This is a genomic window from Corynebacterium tuberculostearicum (assembly GCF_022347235.1).
Classification (GTDB): domain Bacteria; phylum Actinomycetota; class Actinomycetes; order Mycobacteriales; family Mycobacteriaceae; genus Corynebacterium; species Corynebacterium tuberculostearicum_F.
Genome location: NZ_JAKRDX010000001.1, coordinates 115657 through 137184 on the forward strand (window position 1 = coordinate 115657; position 21528 = coordinate 137184).

The window sequence follows — 21528 nt, forward strand, 5'->3', positions numbered from 1 at the left end:
ACTAAGCCTTCTGGACGGTTTCAAGAAGGACACGACCATAGCCTGGAGCCTTAGGCAGACCACTCAAATTAGCTCTCGCAATATCGACTCCGTCAGATGCACCCCAGACCAGATACCCGGATCGCTCGAACTCAATCTTCTGCAGCTGGCGGCTTAGCTGGTTAATTCTCTCAGTATCGGTGCTTTCCAGTACCTGGTCATAGATCTCGTTGAATTCAGCATCATCAAATGCGGTCTCATTAGAGGCCGCGTCACCGTCGAGAACCTTCCCGGCGAAGAAGAGCACGGAATCGTTAGTTCCCCAATAGCCACAATATAGGTCTGCCTTGGTCCATGTCTCGTCGTAGAAAGTACCCGAATCCTGCTCCACTACATTGAGAGTCATGCCGATTTCTTTCACCTGATCAGCGATAACCTTCATCGCCTCTACTTGACCCGGAGCCTCAGGGGTAACGTACAAGTCATACGTTTTCTCAAGGTCAAAATCTGCCTCTTGGAGGAGATTCTTCGCTTTCACAACGTCACGCTTACGCACTAACGAAGAATCCAGGTTCGAATCTGCCGTTCCAAGAATGTCGTTTGCAGGGGTTCCATAACCGGAGAGAGCTCGTTGGATGATTTGCTCCCGATCAACTGCAAGGCGCAGCGCCTGACGAACTTTCACATCTGAGAAAGGCCCATCTGAGGTACGCATGATTAGTGGAATAACCGAGTCATTCATCCGGCGCACAATCTTTATATCTTCATTTCCTTCGACGGATCGGGCCGCAATAGGACCCGCAGCTTGAGCTAAGTCAATTTGCCCGGACAACAGCGCATTAGTCATTGCGGTGGAGTCTTCAAATGGAATGACATGGACCTCAGCAACTCCTGCTACTGTTCCGTGATAGTTATCGAAACGCTTGAGCTTAGCAGAACCATTTTCCCAACTGACCAGCTGGAACGGCCCCGATCCAATGGGCTTTTCAGCAGAAGAACCCTTCTTCATCACGAAGGTCATCAATCGCGCAAGCATCGGAAGCTGTGAATTCGGTTCCGCAGTTTCCATCACAACGACGTTGGCTCCAGCAGCACGAATGCTATCAGGCATCACTGGAAGCCGGAATGAGTTTTCCTCATCCGAAAGCATCTTCTTCAACGACCACACGACATCTTCAGATGTGACCGAGGAACCATCATGGAAGGTAGCGCCGTCGGCAATCATAAATTCCCACTCAGTCGGATTATTCTGTTTCCATTCCTGCATCAGGCGTGGCACTACAGTTTCTTTCTCGCCCGGCACCGTCAGAGCCTCCCAGATCAGGGAGCTAATAAGCATATCTGAATCATTAGGCAAAAGCTGGTAAGGGTCTCGTTGAGCTCTTGCCGCTTTCCCGAGAGCCCCAACACGCAGCACATTAACGTTTTCGACTTCATCCCCACTGGCAGCCCCATCCCCTGCCGTCGACTCTCGTGACGTACACGCCGTCAGAAAAGTGCCTGTCCCAATAACTGCCATTGCAGCGAGGAATTGGCGTCGAGAAAAATTGGTCATGATGGTTCCTTAATCTCTAAGAAAGACTGCCCACAGGAGAAAAGACATTACTAACAACTACAGCAGCAGTAAAGCTTAGGCAAGCCTACTAACGAAATTCTTTTAAGAATAATTATCTAGGTCACCCTTTACAGCATAGGTTACCCTCACCTAATCTCTTTGTCATGCAGAATTTGCACCTGAGCCAAGAACTCTCACACAGGATCGTTAAAGCTGCCGACGAACTGGCTGCGACACAGAAGATTAACTCTCCCGACTCGTACAATGCCATCAATCATCTTTTGACTGATGAGCTGGAGGAACTGAAAGAACTAATTCTGCTCTCCCCTACTGCCCATGCCACTTCCATCCATGGACTTCCCTTCCCTGCAGTTCACGGACCTACCCCAGCCACGTGGCAGGAATGCGTTGGCAAGGTCCGAACCTGGAGATTCGTTCTTGCGATTATCGCTAGCGCTGTCGGTCGCCCATTCGGATGGTTCGGACAGCAGAAAGGCCGTATCACCACAGACTTGGTGCCGACCCGCGGCCAGGAGAACCAGCAAGTTGGCGCCAGCAGCAACACCACATTGACTCTGCACACGGAAGATGCTTTTCATCCGCGGCGCGCGACGCACTTCGCTTTATTTGGTCTTCGTAACCCCAAAAATGTCGGCACTACGCTGGCCCCCATCGATGAAGCATGGCATCTACTCGATGTAGATTCGAAAAAAATTCTAACCGGGGACGGAGCCATCATTATTCCAGATGCATCTTACGGTGATTACGAATATGCAGCTCCTACTGCCATGACATCAATCTGGAAAACTGATGGCAATTTAGGCATGAGGTTTGACCCCGCCTACACAGACAAAAATTCTGGAACCTTACAGTGGTGGGAGGCATTTGAGAAGCTTCAACAGGCTCTTCACACTGTCACCTATACGGTGCCTATAAAGCCAGGTCAGATGGTCATCATCAACAATGACCGATGCGCCCACGGACGAGTACCTTTCGTAGCCAACTACGACGGGACCGACCGCTGGATGCTACGCATCAACATTATGGGAACCAAAAACACACGCCCCATCAATGAAATCAACGAACCCGGCTACGGCCAACACATCCGATTTATGGATGGTGAAATCCTATGAAACAGCGAACTAACCTGACCGTCCTCAGCAGATCAGAATTAGCTCAAATAAAAATTTCACCCGAGTCCGTACTCGAGTCGGTGAAATCCGCTCTCATCGAGCTCGACCAGCCAGGAACTCTGTGCCCAGGGAAAATCAAAGTTGAAGTACCTGAAAGCGTGAGTTACTCGATGGTCGGCAGAAGTCGTTCTTCAAATTCCGTCGGATTCAAGACTTCCTATACCCATTGGAGCAAAACTCACCAACAAAGCGCCAGGGATAGAAGCTATTACACGACCCTCACACTGTACGACGATTCCAGCGGATATCCTATTGCACTTCTCGACGGCGCTGCGGCAGGAACTCTCAGAACCCCGGCAGTCTCAGCGCTATTGGCACAGTATGCTGGTGCAATTCCTCAGAGCGCTCTCATCATCGGTTCGGGAACCCAAGGACAAAACGCAGCCCCTTTTCTCCTTGAAACCTTTGAAACATTAAACACGATTTATCTCGCCGGCAGCCACAGCGTGGGACTAGAGAAAGGCGCCAAGATTGCATCAACAGCAGCAGTGAAGCTTAGCCGAAAAATAAGAATCAAGATTGTAGACGATCCTACAACTGTGAGTTCAAACTGTGATCTCATTATCGGGGCCGCTGGACCTGAGACTCGTTGTACTGTCACAGCATCCGATATTCCCCGGCACGCAACCGTCGTTGTTGTGGGCTACGGAATCGCCCCTGATATCTGTCATCAAGCGAGCAGAGTCATCACGACGAGTATCGAACAGATGAATGTTACCGGTCGCGATTACGCTGACACCGATGGTCGGTTGCCGAATGTCCATGCCGAACTATCCGATTTGCTCCGCAAAGGGCGCAAACTGCCTCGTATTGACGAAACTACGTTTTGCTATAACAGCGGACTAGTTCTAACCGATATCGCTGTCGGCCAAATCCTCGCCAAGGAAGGTCTTAAGCAGGGATTCGGGACGGAGATATCCCTGTGGTAAGTGCCATATCATGCAAGATTGATGTTCCAAGCTGGCAAACGGCTCTGATTGGCTCAGGGAAACTTGACTTCATTGCTGAGCTTTCCGACACCCCTTTTCATGTCCTTTGCCCAAACCAATTTGCTCAAACACTTTCAGCCTGGCATACAACCGCTAAGGAAGTCGGCATTAAATTCGGTATCCGGTTTGGCAAAAAGGCAAATAAGTCCGCGCACTTCAGTCGCGAGATAGCACTGAGTGCTCTTCGTGGTTTCGACAGTGGAATCGATGTCGCCAGCGTCGAAGAGTTCCAATCATCTCTGGCCGCTGGTGTACCAGGAAATAAATTAATCATTACTGGTGCTACACCGAGTCGAGAACTTATCCATTTGGCAGTTTGCCACGATGCAACTCTAACGATTTCCAATGAAGTAGATTCAAGAATAATTTCCCAATTTGTCGACGAAATCGATACGCCTAATCAGCTCCGAGTTCTTCTCCGGATTGCGAACCAAACCCCCTCCACACGGTTTGGTATGAGCATCGATACCGCCTTGTCTCTAACCGCTCGTCTTAGCCAAGGCCGTGCCAACATCGAAATTACCGGCCTAAGTTTCCACTGCAACGGTTATGACCTCCACGAGAGGATAAACATGTCGCATCTGGCAATCGACACCCTACTCAAGGTGCGCTCCCTGTCTCCACGGGCCGACACTATTTCCATTGGAGGTGGATTTCCCACAAGCTCAGTCGAGTATGGAGTCTGGCGAAACCTGCAATCTCGACTAAAAAACGAAATGTTCATAGATTCGGATAAACCTAAAGACCAATATCCGTTCGGATCACCTTTATCCGGACAATACTCACTACGGTTTATAGCTAATCAACATCGCCCACTGACACGTCGAGATATGGAGTCCACTCGACGCAGCTCGGACTCCATGGCTCAGCGCGCTCATCGTCACAACATAAAGATTTTGGCAGAGCCTGGACGGTCTTTATGCCAGTTCGCGGGTGCTAGTTTCTTTCCTGTTCTTTCGTGTCACGCATTGCCCAATGCTGCACGGACAGTAACTGTCGTACGTGGAACTAGTCTCAGCCTCTCAGAGCAATGGTTCAACTCGGAGTATTATCCGGACCCATACCTTGTGCGCAACGGAGTCATTATCGACTCGGGAGTAGCTACCGCAACAGCAGTTTCCGGATCAACGTGCTTAGACAGCGATTATCTCAGCAAAAGAATGATTCAACTCCCCGACAGGCCTCGACCTGGAGATTTCCTAGTCTATCCCGACACAGCCGGGTATCAAATGGACTCGAACGAGTCTGCTTTCCACGGATATCGGATTCCTCAGAAATACGCCTTTAATCCTGTCACCATGACCATCACGGAAGATCGCTAGAACAGAGGCCAAATAAAGATGCCAAAAAGAATTTATACGCAGATGTCTCAACTCATTGGCAATACTCCTCTGTTCGAGCTTGTCTGTACGCCCCAGAAAAGTCGCGTTTTGCTTAAGCTCGAGCAATTCAACCCAACTGGAAGTGCGAAAATCCGGATGGCCCAGTCGATGATTAAGGCGGCAGAGCAGGATAACCGACTTCAAGAGCATGGCACTATCGTTGAATCGACTTCCGGTAATACTGGACAGGGCTTAGCACTTCTTGCACTTGAGCGCGGATACGACTTCGTAGCAGTCGTCGATAATCATTCTTGTAAAGATAAATTGAACTCCATGCGTGCAATGAATGCACAGATGTGCTTCGTTTCCAATCAAGATGACGATTCGCTCGCCACATCGGCTAGAGAAAACCATGCTGAGGAGCTCGGCAAACAACACGGCTGGGTATTCATGAAGCAGCATGACAATGTCGCAAACTCGATGGGTTATTACCCTGCAGCTGATGAAATTTTGAATGATCTTGGGGAAAGTCCGACTCATATCATTAGTGCCGTAGGCACAGGTGGAAGCCTCTTTGGAGTTACTGAACGTCTCCATCAATTGGGACACCGTCCCACTATTATAGGCGTCGAACCGGAAGGTTCCATTGCATTCGGTGCTCCTGGACACGACTATTGGCAATCTGGAACGGGCACCCCCGAAGGTGCAGTTATCGGCACTTCAGTTCGCTACGACTTACTCGACTACGGAGCAAAGGTATCCGACAAAGCAGCTTTCGCTGCATGCCGAACAATCGGAAAGCACATGGGGCTTCTACTGGGAGGATCTGCTGGCGGAGCCGTAATAGCAGCCCTCGAGCTCCTGCCGGGCTTTCCCGCTGGCTCTACATCGTTGACCATGGTGTGCGATGGAGGGGAAAAGTATCTAGATACCGTATTCAACGATGAGTGGATGTCCGAACGTGGTTTACTCGATGTCGCCCTCGAGGACAAAATTTGGGAACAAGTTATGTCATTGCGCGCTGGGGAAAGCCCAATTTCGCTAAATTCAACACGAGTTTCATGGTCGAAGGAAAAGTAGTGCCCGGAGCTACCTCTCAGAAACTAAACCGCCAGATTTTGGCGTTGTCTCTTCCCCTTGCCGGCACACAGCTTGCGAATATCGCAATTTCAACCACCGACACTTTCATGATGGGCCAACTTAGCCTCGGGGCTCTTGCTGGCGGAGGTTTGGCAGTTGTGTGGTTTAACCAGATACGCACAATGGCCGTGGGCCTATTAACACCGCTGGGCAATAGAATTGCGTCGGCTCATTCACTCTACGAAAGCAAATCTCGCGAGCGAGCGGACTCCGAACTATCTGCCGCTACGCTGCAACGCGAAATTCGCAACCTCTCACGCGCCGGCTGGCTATTAGCAACTGTCAGCGGTCTAGTGGGAGCACTGGTTCTGATGGCGATTGCCTACGCCCTACCGTTTTTCGGCCAGTCCGCTGAGATTAGTTCCGCAGCCACTTCCATGATGTGGTTGCTCGCGCCAGGTCTTGTTCCTTGTTTGTGGTTCCAAGTCTCCCGTCAGTTTTGTGTAGGCCTCGGCAAACCAAAATCGCTACTACACATAACCGTGGCGATGATCGTAGTGAATGCAGCGTTGAACTACGCGCTCGGTTTTGGATTCGGGCCGTTTCCTGCATTGGGTCTGCTAGGCATTGGACTGTCCACCACACTGGTTCATTTATTGTCGGCCCTAATTTATCTGCGAATCACCATCCGAGATCCCGACCTCTCAACTTTTCTTGCCCTCGATTTCTGGAGTGCCGACGGAGACACGATGCACGGAAGGCTCCGTCACCTCGTCCGCACTCAGCTTCGTCTGGGGCTTCCAGTCTCAGCAACCTACGGAGCCGAAGCGGGCATGTTTTCTGTGCTGGCGATGGTCATGGGATCCTTTGGCACAGAAGCACTCGCAGCGCACAACGTCGTCTATCAAATAACCTTTATTGTTTTCCAGATTGGTGTTGGGTTCTCCCACGGCAGCTCTATTCTTGTGAGTCGCGCTTGGGGTCTGAATGACAACTCCCTTGCACGCCAAGTCGGCATTCGAACTCAAACGATGATGGCTGCCATCGTTGCTGTTGCTTCCGTCAGCTTTCTTTGCGCTCCCCGCCTCGTACTTTCCCCATTTATAAGCAGCTCCGAGAAATCCAATGCCACCGAGACATTAAGCATCGCATTGGGGTTGTTGGCTATTGGCGCAGTGATGGAATTTGTCGATACTGCACAAAACATAGCTATCGGTCTCCTGCGCGGGATTAGCGACACCACTACTGGTTTGAAGGCATCCCTCACTGGTTATTGGATTATAGGTTTGCCAGCTGCTTTAATACTTGCTTTTCCCATCGGTCTAGGGCCTCACGGGGTGTGGTGGGGATTGGTCATCGGGCTTGCCAGTTCTTCAATAATCCTTTGGAGAGCTTTCCTTCTCGCGACGCGTAAAGACCTTACCGTGAAACTCTAAAGAACTCGTCCCTCAAAGCGATATCCACGTCGCAGGTATCCGGTCGTTCACGTTCGTGTGCAACACTTAAAAGCATGGTTGACAAGCAGGCCGACACCTCATCATGCAGCGAAGCCCAACAGGCTTCGCCAGCTTTTGACGAAACTACAGAGTTTTCCACAAACCGGCTCGCAGGCGAGTTCACCGACGAAGACCGTTACGAGATTTTCAATGATGACCAGCTCTCCCTCAAGGCTGCCTTGATTTACCTGGTCGCAGCGCTTGTGGGCGGTTCGGTTATCGCTCTGGCGTCCTGGTTCGCCTTCCACCGCCTGAAGTGTCCCTAAAACCTAGGGCAGAAACCAGGCCAACCACCAGCGCAGCCACGATGACGAGCAGCGAATTAATAATTGCCGCCTCTGGGTTACCCGTTTGCATAACTGCGGATACCAGGGCAACTCCCACCACGGAACCCACCTGGCGGGAGGTGTTATACACACCGGAGGCAGCGCCCATAAGCTCCGGCGAGATATCGCGCAAGGTGGTAGCTGCGTTGGAACCCCAAATGAAGGACTGTCCCACGCCGAGCCCGGCAATGGGCAGACCGAGGACCCACGGAAGGGCGTCGACCTGCATGACCCACCATGCCGCAAGGAGCGAAAGTATCAGGATGGAAAATCCCAACACCCCCAGGATCCGCGGATTAACATAGTCCGCCATGATTCCGGCGAGCGGGGATATCAGGAGGGATACCAGCGCCATGGGAGCCACGATGATGCCGGCTTCGCCCGCAGGCACTCCCTGCATGGTCTGCAGCCACAACATAATGGGGAGCATCACCGCGGCCGCCATAAACCCCATTGCGATGATGCCTACCGAGCCCGCCAGGTAATTGCGGTCACTAAATAGCGCCAGCGGCACCAGTGGGCTGGCCCCGCGAGATTCGGCAGTAGCCTGCAATCGCACAAACCAGACGCTAGCGGCAACTCCGGCGAGCAGGATCAGCCAAATGGTCCATCCCCAGCCAAGCACCGGGCCCTGCTGAATACCAAAGACGATTGCCGCCAAGGCGATGAGCGAAACAATGGCCGAGGGCGCATCGATAGACTGCGCGGTCGTGGGCAGCTCAGGCACCCACAACAGCGCGAAGACAATGGCTAGCACCACGAAGGGAACGTGTACCCAAAAGGCGGCCTGCCACCCGAAGTGCCCGACCAGAAAGCCACCAGCGAGTGGACCGGCAAGTGCCGCTACCGAGCCGATGACGCCCCACACACCCAGTGCGCGCCCACGGCGCTCACGTGCAAAGATGCGATTGATAACGGACATGGTCTGTGGCATCTGGAGGGACGCACCCACGCCTTGCACGGCACGCGCCGCAATGAGCACTTCCACTGTGGGCGCCACGGCACACGCCACCGCACCGAGTCCGAAAATTCCCACACCCAAACAGAACATCCGGCGCTGGCCCAAAACATCACCCAAGCGGCCGGAAAAGAGCAGCGGCACCACCACAGCCAACAAATAGGCCGCGGATACCCACATGGTGTGGTTTACCCCCGCGTTCAGCTCGCGTTGCAGGTCAGGCAGCGCCACCGCCACCATGGATTGGTCCAGCAGGGATACAAAGAATCCGAGGGACAATGCAAACATGGCGCGCCATGCTTGGCGCTCGGGCGGCAGATGCGTCTCCACAGTCATGGCCTTAGAGTCTAGCGGGCCGAAAAATGTCGACCTAGACTGGTCACATGTCCATGATCGATATTAAAAAGCCCCAAGACGTTTCTACCGCCACTACTGTCACCCTCGGCCTTATCGGTGGCTGGGTCACCGCCCGCGAGACCGGCATTCGCCCGCTGGGCGGCGTAATCCTCGCCGCTGCCGGTGTCTGGGCGGGTCGCTCTTGGGCCAAGAAAACCACCCCGGCTACCACCGCCGGCCTGTGCGCACTCTACGTGGGCGCATTCGGCGCCTCCCACCCGCTGGCTAAGAAGATCGGTGCGTGGCCGGCGGTACTGAGCGTCACTGCAGCCTCGGCGGGCGCGGCATATGCGCTTTCCGACGCCAAATAGTCCCCACCCACACAAATGCGCACCACGTCCCTAGACATGGTGCGCATTCTTTTATCCTGTGTGCCGCTAGTTTCTACTTGGCTACCGTGAACTCAACCGCAGCATTCTCGCTACCCAAGGCGACGGTGCCGCCGGGGAGGTTATAGAAGGAGGGGTTGGATTCGAGGAGGCCCCGGAGGGCGTCGGAAAGCTGCTGCGTATGCTCGTCGCAGGCCGCGCGGGTGGAGTTGAACTCGCCCACGCTGATAGTGCCGTCCTTAGCCACCTCGTAGGTAGTGGTGTAGATATTGCAGCCATCATTGACTACCAAGGTGCGGTCCTTGGCAAAGGTGACGCTCAGCTTGCCATCTTCCTTAACGGAGTGGAGCTCGCCGGTGATGGTCTGTCCTTCAATGTGAGGCTCCAGCTTCTCTACGCCCTCCGGGAGCGGAGAACTCAGATCAGACTGAGTCGGCGCGGTCATGCTAAACCCCGGATCGATGTCGGGGACCTGCGCGGCGTTGGCGGCACCAGCGCCCATCAGTGCAGCGGCGGACAACGAAAATAGTGCGGTCTTTTTGAAATGCATGCCCAAGAATTTACCCCCGCCGAATATAAATTCAACGGGGGTAAAGAAATCCTTATGGAATCGTCAGGGACTCCACAGGCGGCGTTTTACTTATCGCGGCCGGCCTCGTAGGCAGCGCCCACCTTGTAGAGGCGGTCATCCTCGAAAGCCGGAGCCATGATCTGCAAACCGGTGGGCAGGTTGGTATCGCTGGCCAAACCGGAGGGCACAGACATGCCACACAGGCCGGCCAGGTTCAGCGGCAGGGTGCACAGGTCAAAGTTATACATTGCCATCGGATCCTCGGCCTTCTCCCCCAGCTTGAATGCGGTAGTCGGGGTGGTCGGGGAAACGAGCACGTCAACCTGCTCGAAGGCACGGGCAAAGTCCTGCGCAATGAGGGTACGCACGCGCTGCGCCTGCAAATAGTAAGCGTCGTAGTAGCCAACGGACAGCGCATAGGTACCCAGCATGATGCGGCGCTTGACCTCGGGGCCAAAGCCCTCCGCACGGGACTGGGACATGACCTGCTCCGCGGAGTGGGAGCCGTCATCGCCGGCACGCAGGCCGTAGCGCATGCCATCGAAACGTGCCAGGTTGGACGAGACCTCACACGGCATAATCAGGTAGTACGCCGCCAGGGCGTCGTCGAAGTGCGGGCAATCAACCTCAACGATTTCAGCACCCTGCTCGCGCAGCTGCTCGACGGCGGCGTGGTAATTCTCCATTACACCTTCCTGCCAGCCATCGCGTTCAAACTGCTTGATGAGGCCCACCTTGACGCCAGAGAGGTCACCCTTGGCGCCTTCGCGTGCGGCAGCGACAACCGGTGCTACCGGCTTATCCACGGAGGTCGCATCGAAAGCATCGTGGCCAGCAATGACCTCGTGCAGGAGCGCGGTGTCGAGGACGGTACGGCCACAGGGGCCAGCCTGATCCAGGGAGGATGCGGCAGCAATAAGGCCATAACGAGACACGGTGCCATAGGTGGGCTTTACGCCAACGGTGTTGGTCAGCGCGGCTGGCTGGCGGATGGAACCGCCGGTATCGGTACCAATGCCGAGTGGCGCTTGGCCGGAAGCGAGGGCAGCTGCGGTACCGCCGCCCGAGCCGCCCGGGGTGCGCTCGGTGTCATAAGGGTTATGAGCTGGACCAAAGGCAGAGTTCTCATTGGAAGAACCCATGGCAAACTCATCCAGGTTGGTCTTGCCCAGGATGGGAATTCCGGCCTCGCGCAGACGCTTGGTCACAGTGGCATCGTAGGGAGATACGTAGCCTTCCAGCATCTTGGACGCTGCGGTAGTCGGCGCATCGGTGGTAACGAGCAAATCCTTCAGCGCCAGCGGCACGCCGGCCAGCCCGGAAGCAGGCTCTTCGCCGGCATCGAGGGCCTTATCCACGGCGTCGGCAGCCGCGAGGGCTTCTCCCGCACCCACGTGCAGGAAGGAGTTAAGCTCCTCATTGGTCTCTGCGATGCGATCCAGGAAGGCCTGGGTGACCTCGCGGGAGGTAGTTTCGCGGGAGTGAATCTTTTCCGCCAACTCGGCGGCGGTCAGGGAGGTCAAGCCCTCCGCAGGAACGGTCAGGTTAGACATTTATTCTCCTCCCAAAATCTGTGGCACGACGAAGCGCTCATCTTCTACGGCCGGCGCCTGATCCAAAGCCTGTTCTGCAGTAAGGGTGCGCACAATAACGTCCTCGCGCATCGGGGCGTCCACGGAGTGCGGGTGACTCATCGGCTCCACGCCCTCGGTATCCACGTTTCCTACCGCGGAAACGGAATCAACAATTTCATCAATCTGCGTTGCGAACTGGGCTAGCTCTTCCTCACTGAGGGCCAGGCGGGAAAGCTTGGCGAGGTGGGCTACCTCATCACGCGAAATCTCAGACACGCGAACTCCATCCTTTATCTGCATAATCGACATGCGGGTGAAAAATATTCACACGATGCATGTACTATGTGAATTGCTAACGACCCATGGTACTGCACCTACCGCGACGGCTGCCGCGTCACCCCAAATTTGCGTTGCTTGAAGCCCGCATTGTGACGCACGTATCATGTCTGGGACTACAAACTACCGAAAGTGTGCGAGACCTTGTCCTTTTTGATCCGTGTACTGCTCCCCGATGCCCCAGGCAGCCTGGGCCAGCTTGCCGACGCCTTTGGACTCGTCGACGGCAATATCCAATCGGTCGATATCGTAGAAAACTTCCCCGACGGCACCGTTATGGATGACATTGTCATCGAGCTGCCCCAAGGCGCCATGGCCGATGTCCTCATCACCGCCGCCTCCTCCGTCGACGGCGTGGAAATTGACTCCATCCGCCCGTTTAGCGGCCGAGTAGACCGCCGCGGCCAGATTGAGCTGCTCGCGCGTGTAGCTCATGCCACCAATGTCACTGCGGCCATGGAAGAGGTCGTCGCGGCCATCCCGAAGGCACTCACCTCCACCTGGTGCATCGTCATTGATAATAACGAGCCCATCCGCCGCCTAGCCTCTTCCAACGCCGCCCCGGAAGATGACGGCACCGTTCCTCACGACATTGAGGTCGAAAGCGCCCGCGTCCTCCAGCCCGAGCGCGACGAGTGGGTACCCGAAAGCTGGTCCCTACTTGACTCCGCACTCGCCGCCGCCCCACTCGGCGATACCGGATTGGTCATCGCCATGGGGCGAACCGGCGGCCCTGACTACCTCGCCTCCGAGGTCGAGCACCTGGGCCACATCGGCACCATCTTGGGTAGCTTCCTCAAATAGCCACAGCGAATTAGACTTCGCCGGTTTCTAGTAGTTGCTGGAATTGCGGCTCGTTGAGAATCGGGATGTCCAGCTCGCGAGCCTTATCCTCCTTCGAGCCGGCGTTTGCACCTGCTACTAGATAGGAGGTTTTCTTCGACACCGAACCTGTGGCCTTGCCGCCGCGAGAGACAATCGCTTCTTTCGCGGAATCCCTAGTGAAGTTTTCCAAGCTGCCGGTAACCACAATGGTCAAGCCCTCAAGGGTCTGCTCCTTGTGGTCCTCGGCCGCTACCTCCATGGCCACGCCCGCAGCAGCCCATTTGTCCACAATCGTGCGATGCCAATCCACCTCGAACCAATCGTGGAAGGATTGCGCGATGGTCATGCCGACGCCATCGACCTCTGCAAGCTCCTCCGTCTTCGCAGCGCGCAGCTTGTCCATGGATCCATAGCGGGAAGCAAGCGCCCGAGCCGCAATCGGGCCCACGTGACGTATGGACAGCGAGACCAAAACGCGCCAGAAGTCGCGCCCCTTGACCTCCTCCAGGTTGTTTAGCAAGTTCTGGCCTGCCGTATTGACCTTGACGTTGCCCTCCTTCTTGGAGCGCTTGTCTTTGGTGTCCCTCTTTGCGGTATAGACATCTGAGGCCAATAGCTTTTCCGCGGTGAGCTCAAAAAGCTCCGACTCATCAACGAGAATGCCGTTGTCGATCAGATCCATCGCACCCTTCTCGCCCAAAGCCTCAATATCCAGCGCCTTGCGGGAGGCCAGATACTCCAACCGTGCCGAGAGCTGCGCCGGGCAGGACTGCGTATTGGGGCAACGCCAATCAGCATCGCCGTCCTTCTGCGGGGCCAATTTCGTACCGCACGCAGGACAGTTCTCCGGGAAGGTCCACTCATACTCGCTACCATCGCGCTGCTCGCGCACCGGTCCGAGGACCTCCGGAATAATTTCGCCCGCCTTGCGGATAATGACGGTATCCCCAATGAGCACGCCCTTGCGCTTGACCTCGGATTGGTTGTGCAGGGTAGCCATCTCCACCGTAGATCCGGAAACGAAGACTGGCTCCATCACTGCGTACGGGGTTACTCGCCCGGTACGGCCTACCCCCACCTCAATATTCTTGAGTTTCGTGGTCACTTCTTCCGGCGGATACTTATAGGCAATGGCCCAGCGCGGCGCGCGGGAAGTCGAACCAAGTGCGCGCTGCGAAGCCAAATCATCCACCTTGACCACGAGTCCGTCCATTTCAAAGATGGCGTCGTGGCGATGTTCTGCCCAATGCGCCACCTCGTCCTGAACCTCTTTGGCCGAGTGCACCTGTTTGGTATACGGGGAAACTGGCAGCCCCCAGGCCGCAATCGCCTTATAGGCATCGTGCTGTGAGGTGGGCGAGAATCCCTCGCGCGCGCCCAAGCCGTGGCACACCATCTTCAGGCGGCGCTTTTTCACCTCGGCGGGGTCCTTCATGCGAAGTCCTCCGGCCGCGGCGTTGCGCGGGTTGGCAAATTTATCCTTGCCATCAGCCGCGCGTTCCTCATTGATCTCCTCGAAGTCTTCGGGGCGCATATATACCTCGCCACGGATCTCGATAAGCTCCGGAACTGGGTATTCTTCAGTTCTCGTCAACTCATGCGGAATATCCTCGATTACGCGGGCATTGGCGGTAATCTCCTCGCCCACCGTGCCGTCGCCACGAGTAGCAGCGGTGGTCAAGCGCCCATTGCGATAAACCAAGTCGATAGACAAGCCATCAATCTTGAGCTCGGTGAGATAGGTCTTAGCCGGAGTTCTATCCAACCAATCCTGCATCTCGCCAGCGCTAAAAACATTGTCCAAGCTCATCATGCGCTCAAGGTGCTCAATATCCTCGCCGGCGCTCGGGGCAGCACCCACCTGCTGGGTGGGCGAATCAGGCACGGCAAGCTCTGGGTGCTCTTCTTCTAGCGCAAGTAGGCGCTGGAAAAGTGCGTCAAAGTCGGCGTCGGGAATAGCCGGCTCACCGTTGTAGTACAGGTTGCGGTGGCGGCGCACTTCCTGCGCGAGGTCATTCCATTCACGGTGCAGATCAACTGGATTAGTCACGCTGCCCAAGTGTAGCTATCCCTCGTGTCGGGCCTAGCTACTAAGGTATGGATCATGAATTTCGACGCCTCCCGCATGCTCGCCTTCGACCTTGAGACGACCTCGGCCAACCCTAAAGAAGCCCGCATTGTTACCTCTGCCCTAGTCCGCATTGACGGCCGCGATGTGCAAAAAGTAGAGCACCTTGCCGATCCCGGAATCGAAATTCCGCAGGAAGCGACCAATGTCCATGGAATTACTACGGAAAAGGCTCGCGCCGAGGGCCGCCCGCACGAGGAGGTGCTGAAGGATACGGTCGACGCAATCAAGGCCGCATGGGAGGATGGCCTCACGCTGATCGTCTACAACGCAGCATTTGATCTCACCGTCTTGCGCAGCCTGACCGGAGATTTTACGGTGACCGGACCGGTCTACGACCCCTACGTGATTGACCGTGTCAGCGATAAGTGGCGTAAAGGAAAACGCACCCTCGGCGCCGTGTGCGAGCACTACGGCGTTGAGCTTGGCAATGCTCACGAAGCTACTGCCGACGCCCTCGCGGCCGCCCGCGTGGCTTGGAAGCAGGTTCGCCAGCACTACCCCAACCTGGCGCAGATGGATGAAAATGAGCTCATGGAGTTCCAAGCCGTCAAGTGGTACGAGGACCGTGTCGCCTTCAAGAAGTACCTAGAGGGAAAGGGCCGCGATGCCTCGGATGTCTCGACCGCGTGGCCGCTAATCGGATAAAGTCTCCCAAATCTCCACATTGAGCCGAAAGTCTCCCAAATCTCCGACAAGACCGGTTACACTAGCCGCATGGACAATCCATTCCGCCCGACATTCGGCGCCCCTCCCCTGTTCTGGGTCGGCCGCGGCGTCGTGCTCGATAGTTTCCGCACCGCCCTCGATGGTTCGGCAGGCAATGCCTCCCGTTCCATGGTGCTAAGCGGCGCTAGGGGCATCGGCAAAACGGTCCTCATCAACGAGTTGGAAGACATTGCTGAAGCGCGCGGTTGGGTAACGCTACGCGCCTCTGGGCGCTCCACCATGGTGGAGGAACTGGTCAACACCACAATTCCGAGGCTGCTCGAGCGGCTCTCGCCCAGCGATAAGAGGAAGGTCAGCCGCATCGGCATCGGCGGCGTAGGATCGATTGGCTTCGACCACCAGAAGGAAGACCGCTTCACCCCCACGTTAAATACTCGGCTCCGTGAGCTTTCCGCCGAGCTAAAGGGAACCGGCATCCTCCTTACCATCGACGAGGTTCAAGACGCCGACGTCGAAGAGCTCACCACCATCGCCGTGGCCTACCAAGACTTGGTGCGCGATGAAATCGATATCGCCTTGGTGGCCGCTGGCCTGCCGCAGGGGGTCAACCACTTGCTGGACCTGCCCGGGGTCACCTTCCTGCGCCGGGCCCAGAAATTCGTGCTCGGCCCCTTGTCGCCGGCCAATGCGGAGCAGGCGCTCGAGCATACAGCCTCGGGCTCAGGTCTGGAGTTTAGCCACGAAGCGATTACGGACGCCGCCGCGCTCACCCGCGGCTACCCCTACCTCGTGCAATTGGTGGGCTCGCTGGCCTGGGAGCGCAGTCGCCGGAACCAGGAAAGCGGCATTTCCCAGCAGACAATTGCCACCATCGCCCCTGATGCAATATCGATCATGGGCGCGCAGGTGCACCAACCTGCGACGCTAGCCCTGCCGCCGGCGCAGCGGGAGTTCCTGGAAGCGATGGCCGCAGTCGAAGTCGATGGCATCGCCACCATCGCAGACATCGCGGGCCACATGGACCGCACGGTGCGCTCACTGTCGGCCACCCGCCAGCGGCTTATCGACGCCGACCTCATCGAACCCACCGCACATGGCAAGCTGCGCTACGTCATCCCCTATATGGGCGAATACTTCACCACCACGGATAGCCGCGGGCGCGTCGATTAAAGATCGCCGGCGTCGCGGATGAGGATGCCCGCCACCTCAGCGGCAAAAGAATAGCTGTGCGCGGACTTTTCCACCGGCCACGGAAAGATATCAACCTGTCCTGGAATTAGCTCCCGCGACAAACCCATGCGGTCAAAGTGCTGTGCAATAGCAATAGCTTCCGTGCGAGCATCGTGCCCTGCCACACCCAATCCGACGCGAGCGCCACCATCAATCCACTGCCCCAAGCCATCGAGATGCTCTGGAGAAGCCAGACCAGCGAAATCGAGCAGCACCGTCTTCGCTGCCACTTCCCATAAGGGCTCGCGAAGCCGTAGGTAGTCCGCACCAAACTCCGCCAACGTCGCATTGACTTGGTCCGCGGGAAAAGCCCTAATCGTATCGAAGTCGGTGGTGCCTGGAAGGGTGCCTGAAAGGACGTCGGCAAGCAGGGGCTCGTCCAGCTGCACTCGCACTTCTGCCCCAAAGCGCTGTGCTACCTGTGCCGTGTGTTCCTGAATTCCGGCCAATAGAGCACCACACAGGTCCCGGAAAGCACCCGAATCAGTAATCGCGCGGTGCCCGTTTCCTAGCTCCACAGCGGCCGCCAAACTCCACGGGCCTACCGCTTGGACCTTGACACGCGGAACTGACTCACCCCACACCTCCTGAATCTCGTCCAGGTCCCGGCTCATCTGGTCGCCAATCCGATGCGAGATGAGCTGCGGCCGATCACTGAGCACCCATGAGCGCGGACCGCGGTCAATGGAGACTGCTTCCAACAAGCCCGCTGTTCGCCCAATGGCCCCAGCGTGAATCCCGCGGTCCGGCAACTGCGGAAGGTGCGGAAGACCACCCGTCTCCCCCATCACGATGTCCGCAGCCTCACTCATGGAGTATCCCGGCATAGGGCCTAAGCCAAAAGCGTCCATATTCACCTCGGCGCTAGTATTATTTCTCAGAACTATCTATTCGATACGCGAAGTATCACTTGGAAAGGAACCTTACTATGGGCGTGGAAAAATACTCCGGCTGGACCTTCTACAACGAGTGCGAAATCCCTCAGGACATTTCCACCGTCTTGGCCGAACAGGAATATCCTGTCTGCGCCTTCAAGACCGTCCGTGATGCCGCCGTATTTACCAATAGGCGCCTCATCATCCGCGACGCGCAAGGCCTTACAGGCAAAAAGGTGGAGATGTACTCCCTGCCCTATTCCTCCATCAACATGTGGTCCACGGAAAACGCCGGAAAGCTCCTTGACTTCAATGCCGAACTGCAGCTGTGGACCAAGGCCGGCGAATTCAAAATCAATATTGGACCCAATATCGATGTCCGAGCGCTAGATCGGCTCATCGCCAACTGCGTGCTTAATTAGTTCCGCAGATGGTGCCGGAGCCGATGACGATGTCTCCCAGCTCGTCCGGCGAAGGCAAGTACAGCACCGCCGCTTGGCCGCGGGCAACACCAGATAGCGACTCCTTGAGTTCGAGGCGCATTTCGTCCGCCTCGCGATCAACGTGGGCGGTACAGGGCACCACGGAGCCGTGTGCGCGCACCTGAACCTCGCATTCGAAATCCCCATCCATGCCTGGGTGGAGGTACTTCAGGCGATCGGCCTGGATAGAGGTCACGGCCAGGTCCTCGCGGGCACCGACGGTAACCGTGCCGGTAACAGCATCAATATCGGTGACGTAGCGAGGGCGACCGTCGGCAGCCGGCGCCTTAATGTCCAAGCCCTTACGCTGGCCGATGGTGTAGTTCCACGCGCCATCGTGCTCCTTGAGCTCCGTACCCTCTTGGTCCACGATCATGCCGGGGCGCAGCCCAATGCGTGCGCCCAAAAAGGCCTGCGTATTGCCGTCTGGAATGAAACAGATGTCATAGGAATCCGGCTTCTTCGCGGTGGAAAAACCGTGCGCGGCAGCCTCTTCACGGATCTGCGGCTTGGGGGTATCGCCGATGGGGAAAAAGCAGTGCTCCAACTCCTCGGCCGAAATCACGCCGAGCACATAAGACTGATCCTTCTTCTCATCCAAGGAGCGGCGCATATAGCCATCCTTGTCGATGGTGGCGTAGTGGCCCGTCGCAACCGCATCGAAACCGAGTGCCATGCCCTTTTGCAGCAGCGCCCGGAACTTTATCTTCTCGTTGCAGCGCAGGCAGGGATTGGGCGTCTCGCCGCGGGCGTAGGAATCCACGAAGTCCGTGATGACCTCTTCTTTGAATTCTTCCGAAAAGTCCCAGACATAAAAGGGAATGCCCAGCTTATCGCAGATGCGGCGGGCATCGGCCGAATCCTCCAATGAGCAGCATCCGCGGGCCTTTTCCCTGGTCTGCTGTGCGTCTTTGTGCAGCGCGAGGTGAACGCCAATCACCTCGTGGCCGGCTTCTACTGCACGCGCGGCGGCAACCGATGAGTCCACGCCGCCGGACATGGCAACCAATACTCGCATTGTGCTCCCCATTTCACCTTGACTACAGGCCCGAAAGTCTACTCCCTAGCCCCAACGCGGTTTAAATCGAATCCATTCCCTAAGCTTGTGTGACATGGGCAGAAAGCGAGCTTCCACTGATCCGGGAATTACCGGCACCTACGATATTTCTACCGGCACAGCCGAGGTTGTGCCGGATGAGTTTCGCGACGGCGCCTATATTCTCAACGTTAATGGCGTGCCGAGCAGCCACATTGTGCTCGGTGAGCCGGAGGAGCTGGAGTTTGAGTATATGCGCTGGATTGCGGCAGCGGTAGAGCACCTCAATTCTCGGCCCGCGAATAAGCTCCGCGTGACCCACCTAGGCGGCGCGGGATGCTCCCTTCCGCGCTATTTTGCCAGCAAGCTTCCGGGCAGCCGCCACACAGTGGTCGAACTCGACGCCAAGTTAGGCGAGTTGGTGCGTACGCTTTTCGACGTCCCCCGTTCCCCCACCGTCAAAATCCGTGCCGGCGAGGCCCGCACGGAAACCGAGGGGTTCCTTCCGTCCAGCCGCGACATCATCATCCGCGATGTCTTTGCTGGCGACAAGACACCAGCCAACCTCACCACCCTGGAGTTCTTTCAGGCTGCACAGCAGTCGCTGGCGCCGGGTGGCCTCTACGTAGCCAACTGCGGCGACCATTCCGATCTACAGCTGGCGAAGAGCGAGCTGGCGGGCCTAGATAAGGTATTTGACCACCTCGCCGTCATCGCAGACCCACCGATGCTCAAGGGGCGACGCTACGGGAACATCATCCTGGTGGCCTCAGATACAGAAATGCCAGCCGAGGGCTCCGTCGAAGCCGCCCAGCTGGCAAAGGCACTCCTTGGCGGGGCAGTGCCCGCCCATTACAAAGACGAGGTCTGGACCCGCGCGTTTTTCACCGGCGCTACTGCAGCACGCGATTAAGCAGCGTAGCTACCTGCGCCGCGTCGAAATCAGGCACGTCAGCGCCGGCGTTCTTGGCGGCATTCTTAGCTTCCGATACCTCCGACTCGGAGACGTTGCCTGACTTAACATTGTTCACGTGACCGGCATTGTCCAGCAGGATAGCTAGGTCACTTACGGAGAAGTTGCCCTTGGCCATATCACCCAGGTCCTCCACTGGAAGGGCATCCTTGTCTTGCAGGGTCTTTACGAAGGAAGCCAAGCCCTTCGCTGCTTCGGGATCGAGGCCGGACTTTTCGGCGGCGTCGGCAAGCTGCGGAATCGCAATCAGCCCCGCCGCCAGGGCCAAAATAGCGCCGATGAGCGGCGTACTATCGGAGCTCAAGTCAAGCCCATCGCTCACAACCAGCTGCTCTAGCGCGCCGCCGACGTCAACGTAGTTGCCGTCGCTAAAAGACCGCAGCTGCTGCTTGGAACCATTAAACAGGTTCATGTCAACATCGGTAGAAATGCCTGCTACCTTGCCAGAACCAGAACGCTGCCAGAAAGATAGCTCGTTCCATCCGCCCACCGCTTCAGGTGCTTGGTCCTGATAGGCCGCGAGCCACAGTGGCATATCCGAGAACTTCTGAGAGTTATTCATCTGCCCCATCCAGAAGTACTTGTAAGTGTAAATCATTGGCGTGCGTCCAGTAAGACGCTTGAGCTCGCTAGTAAATTCTTCAATCCACTGCTCCAGCTGTGCCGCAGACTTCCCTTCCGTCACCTCGATATCAAGTGCAGGAGGCAATGTCTGATTCGGGGCAAGGGCGATCTGCGCGGCAAAGTTCGCTGCTTGAGTCTTGGCGTCGCCAGCCGGACGTGCGTAGTGGTATGCACCGGTCTTGAGTCCAGCAGCATTAGCCGCCTGAATATCCTGTACGTAGTGGGGGTTTACCCAATCCCCGCCTTCGGTAGCCTTCACAAATGCAAAGGACTGTCCGTCGGAACGCACTTTAGACCAATCGATGGGCGTACCGCCCGGATGCTGGTGCGCCGCCACGTCAATGCCCTTAGGTGCACCAAAGCTCACCGCCTGGGCAATGGCGGTACCACTTACAGCTAGTGCAGCCACGGTGACTACCGCAGTAATGCTCTTTCGGAGTGCTTTCTTTGAAGTCATGCGCGTGAGTCTAGCAACGCCTTCACTTCTGTCACACCTTTAACACGCAACACTTGAGATTTGTTTTCTTTACTTCCGTTTCTCCCTTCTGGGAATACAACCTTTTAGAACACATATTTGCCCAT

General features: G+C 56.4%; 21 protein-coding genes. 12 read left to right on the forward strand and 9 right to left on the reverse strand.

Features of this window, described 5'->3' with window-relative positions; all coding sequences use genetic code 11:
- Window position 1 precedes the first annotated feature (1 nt).
- Window positions 2-1534, reverse strand: coding sequence for an ABC transporter substrate-binding protein (locus tag MHK09_RS00540; protein WP_250412326.1), 1533 nt, complete (start codon window positions 1532-1534; stop codon window positions 2-4).
- A 164-nt stretch (window positions 1535-1698) separates the two neighbouring features.
- On the opposite strand from MHK09_RS00540, the gene MHK09_RS00545 reads away from it, so the two are divergent.
- From MHK09_RS00545 to MHK09_RS00570, 6 genes are all read left to right on the forward strand, one after another.
- Window positions 1699-2667, forward strand: coding sequence for a TauD/TfdA family dioxygenase (locus MHK09_RS00545; RefSeq protein ID WP_035010186.1), 969 nt, complete (start codon window positions 1699-1701; stop codon window positions 2665-2667).
- Complete coding sequence (locus tag MHK09_RS00550; RefSeq protein ID WP_250412327.1) at window positions 2664-3656, forward strand: ornithine cyclodeaminase; 993 nt, start codon at window positions 2664-2666, stop codon at window positions 3654-3656. The genes MHK09_RS00545 and MHK09_RS00550 overlap by 4 nt, the downstream gene beginning before the upstream one ends.
- Complete coding sequence (locus MHK09_RS00555) at window positions 3650-5038, forward strand: alanine racemase (RefSeq protein ID WP_076772194.1); 1389 nt, start codon at window positions 3650-3652, stop codon at window positions 5036-5038. Before MHK09_RS00550 ends, MHK09_RS00555 begins: the two co-directional genes overlap by 7 nt.
- A gap of 18 nt (window positions 5039-5056) precedes the next feature.
- Window positions 5057-6118, forward strand: a complete 1062-nt coding sequence (locus MHK09_RS00560) for a PLP-dependent cysteine synthase family protein (protein ID WP_035011700.1) — start codon at window positions 5057-5059, stop codon at window positions 6116-6118.
- Window positions 6100-7554, forward strand: a complete 1455-nt coding sequence (locus MHK09_RS00565) for an MATE family efflux transporter (RefSeq protein ID WP_046648445.1) — start codon at window positions 6100-6102, stop codon at window positions 7552-7554. The genes MHK09_RS00560 and MHK09_RS00565 overlap by 19 nt, the downstream gene beginning before the upstream one ends.
- A gap of 74 nt (window positions 7555-7628) precedes the next feature.
- On the forward strand, window positions 7629-7880 hold the full coding sequence (locus MHK09_RS00570; protein WP_250412328.1) for a hypothetical protein: 252 nt from the start codon (window positions 7629-7631) through the stop codon (window positions 7878-7880).
- Here MHK09_RS00570 and MHK09_RS00575 read toward each other — a convergent pair.
- Complete coding sequence (locus MHK09_RS00575) at window positions 7831-9234, reverse strand: MFS transporter (protein WP_250412329.1); 1404 nt, start codon at window positions 9232-9234, stop codon at window positions 7831-7833. The two genes, MHK09_RS00570 and MHK09_RS00575, sit on opposite strands and share 50 nt — an antisense overlap.
- Window positions 9235-9281: 47 nt before the next feature.
- Between MHK09_RS00575 and MHK09_RS00580 the strand changes: the two genes are divergently transcribed.
- Window positions 9282-9605: a hypothetical protein gene (locus MHK09_RS00580; protein WP_005323344.1), complete on the forward strand. Its 324-nt coding sequence runs from the start codon at window positions 9282-9284 to the stop codon at window positions 9603-9605.
- Window positions 9606-9678: 73 nt separating this feature from the next.
- Here MHK09_RS00580 and MHK09_RS00585 read toward each other — a convergent pair whose 3' ends face one another.
- The 3 genes from MHK09_RS00585 to gatC form a co-directional block, all read right to left on the reverse strand.
- Window positions 9679-10173 carry an META domain-containing protein gene (locus MHK09_RS00585; RefSeq protein WP_250412330.1) on the reverse strand — a complete coding sequence of 165 codons (495 nt, stop codon included), beginning with the start codon at window positions 10171-10173 and terminating at the stop codon, window positions 9679-9681.
- Between the two features lie 86 nt (window positions 10174-10259).
- On the reverse strand, window positions 10260-11747 hold the full coding sequence (gene gatA / locus MHK09_RS00590) for an Asp-tRNA(Asn)/Glu-tRNA(Gln) amidotransferase subunit GatA (RefSeq protein ID WP_250412331.1): 1488 nt from the start codon (window positions 11745-11747) through the stop codon (window positions 10260-10262).
- Window positions 11748-12044: an Asp-tRNA(Asn)/Glu-tRNA(Gln) amidotransferase subunit GatC gene (gene gatC / locus MHK09_RS00595; RefSeq protein WP_005327681.1), complete on the reverse strand. Its 297-nt coding sequence runs from the start codon at window positions 12042-12044 to the stop codon at window positions 11748-11750. It abuts the gene before it with no gap.
- Window positions 12045-12248: 204 nt separating this feature from the next.
- On the opposite strand from gatC, the gene MHK09_RS00600 reads away from it, so the two are divergent.
- Window positions 12249-12908 carry an ACT domain-containing protein gene (locus MHK09_RS00600; protein WP_040425027.1) on the forward strand — a complete coding sequence of 220 codons (660 nt, stop codon included), beginning with the start codon at window positions 12249-12251 and terminating at the stop codon, window positions 12906-12908.
- A gap of 10 nt (window positions 12909-12918) precedes the next feature.
- Here MHK09_RS00600 and ligA read toward each other — a convergent pair whose 3' ends face one another.
- Window positions 12919-14988 (reverse strand): NAD-dependent DNA ligase LigA, encoded by a 2070-nt coding sequence (gene ligA, locus MHK09_RS00605; protein ID WP_251068602.1) that lies wholly within the window; start codon window positions 14986-14988, stop codon window positions 12919-12921.
- Window positions 14989-15033: 45 nt separating this feature from the next.
- Here ligA and MHK09_RS00610 point away from each other — a divergent pair, with 45 nt between their 5' ends.
- Together MHK09_RS00610 and MHK09_RS00615 are read left to right on the forward strand one after the other, a co-directional pair.
- Window positions 15034-15705, forward strand: coding sequence for a 3'-5' exonuclease (locus MHK09_RS00610; RefSeq protein WP_179386402.1), 672 nt, complete (start codon window positions 15034-15036; stop codon window positions 15703-15705).
- A 69-nt stretch (window positions 15706-15774) separates the two neighbouring features.
- Window positions 15775-16896 (forward strand): ATP-binding protein, encoded by a 1122-nt coding sequence (locus tag MHK09_RS00615; protein ID WP_250412335.1) that lies wholly within the window; start codon window positions 15775-15777, stop codon window positions 16894-16896.
- Here the strand turns inward: MHK09_RS00615 and MHK09_RS00620 are convergent.
- Window positions 16893-17807 carry a uroporphyrinogen decarboxylase/cobalamine-independent methonine synthase family protein gene (locus MHK09_RS00620; protein WP_250412336.1) on the reverse strand — a complete coding sequence of 305 codons (915 nt, stop codon included), beginning with the start codon at window positions 17805-17807 and terminating at the stop codon, window positions 16893-16895. The genes MHK09_RS00615 and MHK09_RS00620 overlap by 4 nt on opposite strands.
- Window positions 17808-17884: 77 nt before the next feature.
- Here MHK09_RS00620 and MHK09_RS00625 point away from each other — a divergent pair, with 77 nt between their 5' ends.
- The gene (locus tag MHK09_RS00625; protein WP_005323358.1) at window positions 17885-18253 is read left to right on the forward strand and encodes a PH domain-containing protein; all 369 of its coding nucleotides are present in this window, start codon (window positions 17885-17887) and stop codon (window positions 18251-18253) included.
- On the opposite strand, the gene mnmA is transcribed toward MHK09_RS00625, so the two are convergent.
- Window positions 18246-19331, reverse strand: coding sequence for a tRNA 2-thiouridine(34) synthase MnmA (gene mnmA / locus MHK09_RS00630; RefSeq protein ID WP_040425032.1), 1086 nt, complete (start codon window positions 19329-19331; stop codon window positions 18246-18248). The two genes, MHK09_RS00625 and mnmA, sit on opposite strands and share 8 nt — an antisense overlap.
- A gap of 94 nt (window positions 19332-19425) precedes the next feature.
- On the opposite strand from mnmA, the gene MHK09_RS00635 reads away from it, so the two are divergent.
- On the forward strand, window positions 19426-20262 hold the full coding sequence (locus MHK09_RS00635) for a spermidine synthase (protein WP_250412338.1): 837 nt from the start codon (window positions 19426-19428) through the stop codon (window positions 20260-20262).
- Here the strand turns inward: MHK09_RS00635 and MHK09_RS00640 are convergent.
- Window positions 20243-21403, reverse strand: coding sequence for a glycoside hydrolase family 25 protein (locus MHK09_RS00640; RefSeq protein ID WP_200435203.1), 1161 nt, complete (start codon window positions 21401-21403; stop codon window positions 20243-20245). The two genes, MHK09_RS00635 and MHK09_RS00640, sit on opposite strands and share 20 nt — an antisense overlap.
- Window positions 21404-21528 lie beyond the last annotated feature (125 nt).